Annotated in this window: 2 protein-coding genes; one reads left to right on the forward strand and one right to left on the reverse strand. The window is 71.8% G+C overall.

Annotated features, from left to right (window positions below; all coding sequences use genetic code 11):
- Window positions 1-132: 132 nt before the first annotated feature.
- Window positions 133-2,715 (reverse strand): ATP-dependent chaperone ClpB, encoded by a 2,583-nt coding sequence (gene clpB, locus LCD33_RS28260; RefSeq protein WP_224967892.1) that lies wholly within the window; start codon window positions 2,713-2,715, stop codon window positions 133-135.
- Window positions 2,716-3,016: 301 nt separating this feature from the next.
- Between clpB and LCD33_RS28265 the strand changes: the two genes are divergently transcribed.
- Window positions 3,017-4,606, forward strand: a complete 1,590-nt coding sequence (locus LCD33_RS28265; RefSeq protein ID WP_224967890.1) for a sodium:alanine symporter family protein — start codon at window positions 3,017-3,019, stop codon at window positions 4,604-4,606.
- Window positions 4,607-4,813 lie beyond the last annotated feature (207 nt).

Consider the following 4,813-nt stretch of genomic DNA (forward strand, 5'->3'; position numbering starts at 1 on the left):
GCGGCGAAGCCGCTGAGCGGAGACCCAGCACGCAACGGGACCACCCGCGGGTTCTCAGCGGTTCCCTCGCGAGGACAGCGAGGGAATCGCTGAGGTTCCGCCACCCGCCCCCCGATCAGGCCGAGAAGACGGTCACTCCGCCCGAACGGTCAAGGCCGAGTTGTCGTCGGCCACGTCCACCAGGACCGCGTCCCCGTCCCGCACCTCGCCCGACAGCAGCTGCTTCGCCAGCTGGTCGCCGATCGCGGACTGCACGAGCCGCCGCAGCGGACGTGCCCCGAACACCGGGTCGAACCCGTTGAGCGCCAGCCAGTCCCGCGCGGCGGGCCGCACGTCGAGGGTGAGCCGCCGCTGGGAGAGCCGGTCCGCCAGCCGCTCCACCTGGATGTCCACGATGGACGTCAGCTCCTCGGTGGACAGCGAGTGGAACACCACCATGTCGTCGAGCCGGTTGAGGAATTCCGGCTTGAACTGCTGGCGCACCACGGACAGCACCGCTTCGTCGCGCTGCTGCTCGGTCAGGTTCGGGTCCGCGATGGCCTGCGAACCGAGGTTCGAGGTGAGCACCAGGATGGTGTTCCGGAAGTCCACCGTGCGCCCCTGGCCGTCGGTGAGCCGGCCGTCGTCGAGCGCCTGCAGCAGCACGTCGAACACGTCCGGGTGCGCCTTCTCGACCTCGTCCAGCAGCACCACCGAGTACGGCCTGCGCCGCACCGATTCGGTGAGCTGGCCGCCCTGGTCGTAGCCGACGTAGCCGGGCGGGGAGCCGACGAGGCGGGCCACCGAGTGCTTCTCGGAGTACTCGCTCATGTCGATGCGGATCATCGCCCGCTCGTCGTCGAACAGGAACCCGGCGAGCGCCTTCGCCAGCTCGGTCTTGCCCACGCCGGTCGGCCCGAGGAACAGGAACGATCCGGTGGGCCGGTCGGGGTCGGCGACGCCCGCGCGGGCGCGGCGCACCGCGTCGGACACGGCGCGCACCGCTTCGGCCTGGCCGACGACCCGGGTCTCCAGCTCGTCCTCCATCCGCAGCAGCTTCGCGGTCTCGCCTTCGAGCAGCCGTCCGGCGGGGATGCCGGTCCAGGAGCTGACCACGTCGGCGACGTCGTCGGGCGTGACCTCCTCCTGCAGCATGGCCTTCTGCTCGGTCTGCGCCTCGGTGGCGGTGGCGAGCTCCTTCTCCAGGGCGGGGATGCGGCCGTAGCGCAGTTCGGCGGCCTTGCCGAGGTCGCCGTCGCGTTCGGCGCGGTCGGATTCGCCGCGGAGCTGTTCGAGCTGCGTCTTGAGGTCGCGGACCTTGTCGATGGACTCCTTCTCGCCCTGCCAGCGCGCGGTGAGCTCGGAGAGCCGTTCGCGGCGGTCGGCGAGTTCGCCGCGCAGGGTGGCGAGCCGTTCGACGGAGGCGACGTCGGTCTCCTTGGCCAGCGCCATCTCCTCGATCTCCAGGCGGCGCACGGCGCGTTCCACCTCGTCGATCTCGACCGGCCGCGAGTCGATCTCCATGCGCAGCCGGGACGCGGCCTCGTCCACGAGGTCGATGGCCTTGTCCGGCAGGAACCGCGCGGTGATGTACCGGTCGGAGAGCGTGGCGGCGGAGACGAGCGCGCCGTCGGTGATCCGCACGCCGTGGTGCACCTCGTAGCGCTCCTTGAGCCCGCGCAGGATCGCGACGGTGTCCTGCGGGCTCGGTTCGCCGACCATGACCTGCTGGAAGCGGCGTTCCAGCGCGGCGTCGGTCTCGATGTGCTCGCGGTACTCGTCGAGGGTGGTGGCGCCGACCATGCGGAGCTCGCCGCGGGCCAGCATCGGCTTGATCATGTTGCCCGCGTCCATCGCCCCTTCGCCGGTGGCACCGGCGCCGACGATGGTGTGCAGCTCGTCGATGAACGTGACGACCTCGCCCGCGGAGTCGGTGATCTCCTTGAGCACGGCCTTGAGCCGCTCCTCGAACTCGCCGCGGTACTTGGCGCCGGCGATCATCGAGCCGAGGTCGAGGGCGACGACGCGCTTGCCGCGCAGCGATTCGGGTACGTCACCGGCGACGATGCGCTGGGCGAGGCCTTCGACGATGGCGGTCTTGCCGACGCCGGGTTCGCCGATGAGCACCGGGTTGTTCTTGGTGCGCCGGGACAGCACCTGCACCACGCGCCGGATCTCCGAGTCGCGGCCGATGACCGGGTCGAGCTCACCGCCGCGGGCGCGCGCGGTGAGGTCCTGGCCGTACTTCTCCAGGGCCTGGAAGGTGCCCTCCGGGTCGGGGCTGGAGACCCGGGCCGAGCCGCGCACCTTCGCGAAGGCGTCGCGGAGCGCCTCGGGGGTGGCGCCGTGCCTGCGGAGCAGGTCGGCGACCTGGCCGCCTTCGGCCGCGAGACCGACCAGCAGGTGCTCGGTGGAGACGTAGTCGTCGCCCATCTCGGTGGCCAGGTGCTGGGCGTGGGTCACGGCCTTGAGCGCGTCGCGGGACAGCTGCGGCGCGGACACGGTGGAGCCGGAGGCCGCGGGCTGCGCGTTGATCAGCGCTTCGACCTCGCGGCGCACGTCCGCGACGTCGGCCTCGACCGCGGTCAGCAGCGGCGCCGCGATGCCGTCGCCCTGCGCGAGCAGCGCGCCGAGCAGCCGGGCGGGGCCCACGTCGGGGTTGCCCGCCACCGTGGCGGCCTGGGCCGCCGAGGAGATCGCCTGTTGGGTCTTGGTCGTCGGGTTGAAAGCGTCCATTCCTCCACCTCGCCGGGGCGTCGCGCGCGAGCCTCCATGCTCGCGCAGAGCGCCCGCCGTGCAACACCGGCGGAGGCCCCGGCGCGGCGGGCGAAACGGAACCTCCGCATGAAAGTTGAGTCCGTTGCGCTCAACCATACACCCGTCGCGGCCGACTGGGCATCCCTTCGCCCGTCCACCCCGTTCCGCTCGCCCGTTCGACGGGCTGCCGATCACCACGAGTCGCAAAACGGGCGCGAATTCACCCACTGGCCACCGAAAAGCATTGAGTCCCAATTGTCGCCTTGGTCCACTACCCGCCATGCCCGACACATCCGGCCCGCCACCGGCGAGCCCGCTCCCGCACACCGAGGTGCTCGCCGCCGGGGACGGCGCGCTCTCCGCGGTCGAGAACACCATCAACACCGTCTTCGAGCCGATCTCCGACTGGTTCTCGAACCTCGTGTTCGGCGAACTCACGCTGTTCGGCGTCACGTTCCCCTGGATCGTGGCCTGGCTGGTGATCGCCGCCGCCACGTTCACCGTCGCGTTCGGCTTCATCCAGTTCCGCTCGCTGGGCCTGTCGCTGGCGCTGGTCCGCGGGAAGTACTCCCGCCCGGACGACCCCGGCGAGATCACCCACTTCCAAGCGCTCTCCTCCGCGGTCTCCGCGACGGTCGGCCTCGGCAACATCGCCGGTGTCGGGGTCGCCGTCACCGTCGGCGGCCCCGGCGCGACCTTCTGGATGATCGTGTGCGGCCTGCTGGGCATGTGCACCAAGTTCGTCGAATGCACCCTCGGCGTGCAGTACCGCGACATCCACGAGGACGGCACCGTCTCCGGCGGCCCCATGCAGTACCTGCGCAAGGGCATCGCCGAACGGTTCCCCGGCGGCTTCGGCGCCCGGCTCGGCAAGGTGCTGGCCGTGCTCGCCGCGATCATGATCCTGTTCTTCGGCATCGCCGGGGGCAACATGTTCCAGGCGAACCAGACCTTCGCCCAGCTGCGCAACGTCACCGGCGGCGAGCAGGGCTGGCTGGGCGGGGACGGCGCCGCGCTCGCCTTCGGGCTGGTGCTGGCCGCGCTGGTCGGCGCCGTCATCATCGGCGGCATCAAGTCCATCGGCGCCGCCACCAGCAAGCTGGTGCCGACGATGGCGATCATCTACGTGGTGGCCTGCCTGATCGTGATCGGCGTGAACATCACCTCGGTGCCCGCCGCCCTCGGCGAGATCGTGCGCGGCGCGTTCACCCCGGCCGCCGGGTTCGGCGGGGCGATCGGCGTGCTGATCATCGGGTTCCAGCGGGCCGCGTTCTCCAACGAGGCGGGGCTCGGCTCGGCGCCGATCGCGCACTCCGCGGTCAAGACCCGGCACCCGGTGAGCGAGGGCTTCGTCGCGCTGCTCGAACCCTTCGTGGACACCGTGATCATCTGCACCATGACGGCGCTGACCATCGTCATCGCCCGCACCGAGTTCTGGCTCGACGCGCAGCGGCAGGTGCTCGGCGGCGGGGAGACCCCGGACGGGGTCACCGTCACCTCCGAGGCGTTCGCGACCGTGCTGCCGTGGTTCCCGTACGTGCTGACGCTCGCGGTGGCCCTGTTCGCCATCTCCACGATCATCACCTGGGGCTACTACGGGCAGCGGGCGTGGCTGTTCCTGTTCGGCAAGTCCAAGGCGAAGGAGACCGCCTACAACGTGCTGTTCTGCGCGTGCACCGTGATCGGCTCGGTGCTGACGCTGACCAGCGTGCTCGACTTCGCGGACGCGGTGCTGTTCGCGCTCGCCCTGTTCAACATCATCGGGCTGTACCTGCTGCTGCCCGTGGTCAAGCGCGAGCTCCGGAGCTTCCGCGAGAAGCTGCGCACCGGGGAGGTGGCTCCGGTCGAGCGGCCGGAGGAGGTGGGCTGACCCGCCCCCGACGTGCGAGAGGGGCGCCCGCCCCCGGCGAACGCCCCTGCTCGCGTGTTCCGCCCGCCCCCGTGCGGGCGGAACCTCCGCGCGGGCGCGCCGGCCCCGCCCCGGCCGGGGTGCGGGGCGCCGCGCGGGGGGGGGGGCGGGGCGGCCCCCCCCCCGGGCCGGGGGGGGGCCCCCGCCGGGGGGGGGCGCGCGCGGCGG

This window comes from Saccharopolyspora sp. 7B (assembly GCF_020177435.1).
Classification (GTDB): domain Bacteria; phylum Actinomycetota; class Actinomycetes; order Mycobacteriales; family Pseudonocardiaceae; genus Saccharopolyspora_C; species Saccharopolyspora_C gregorii.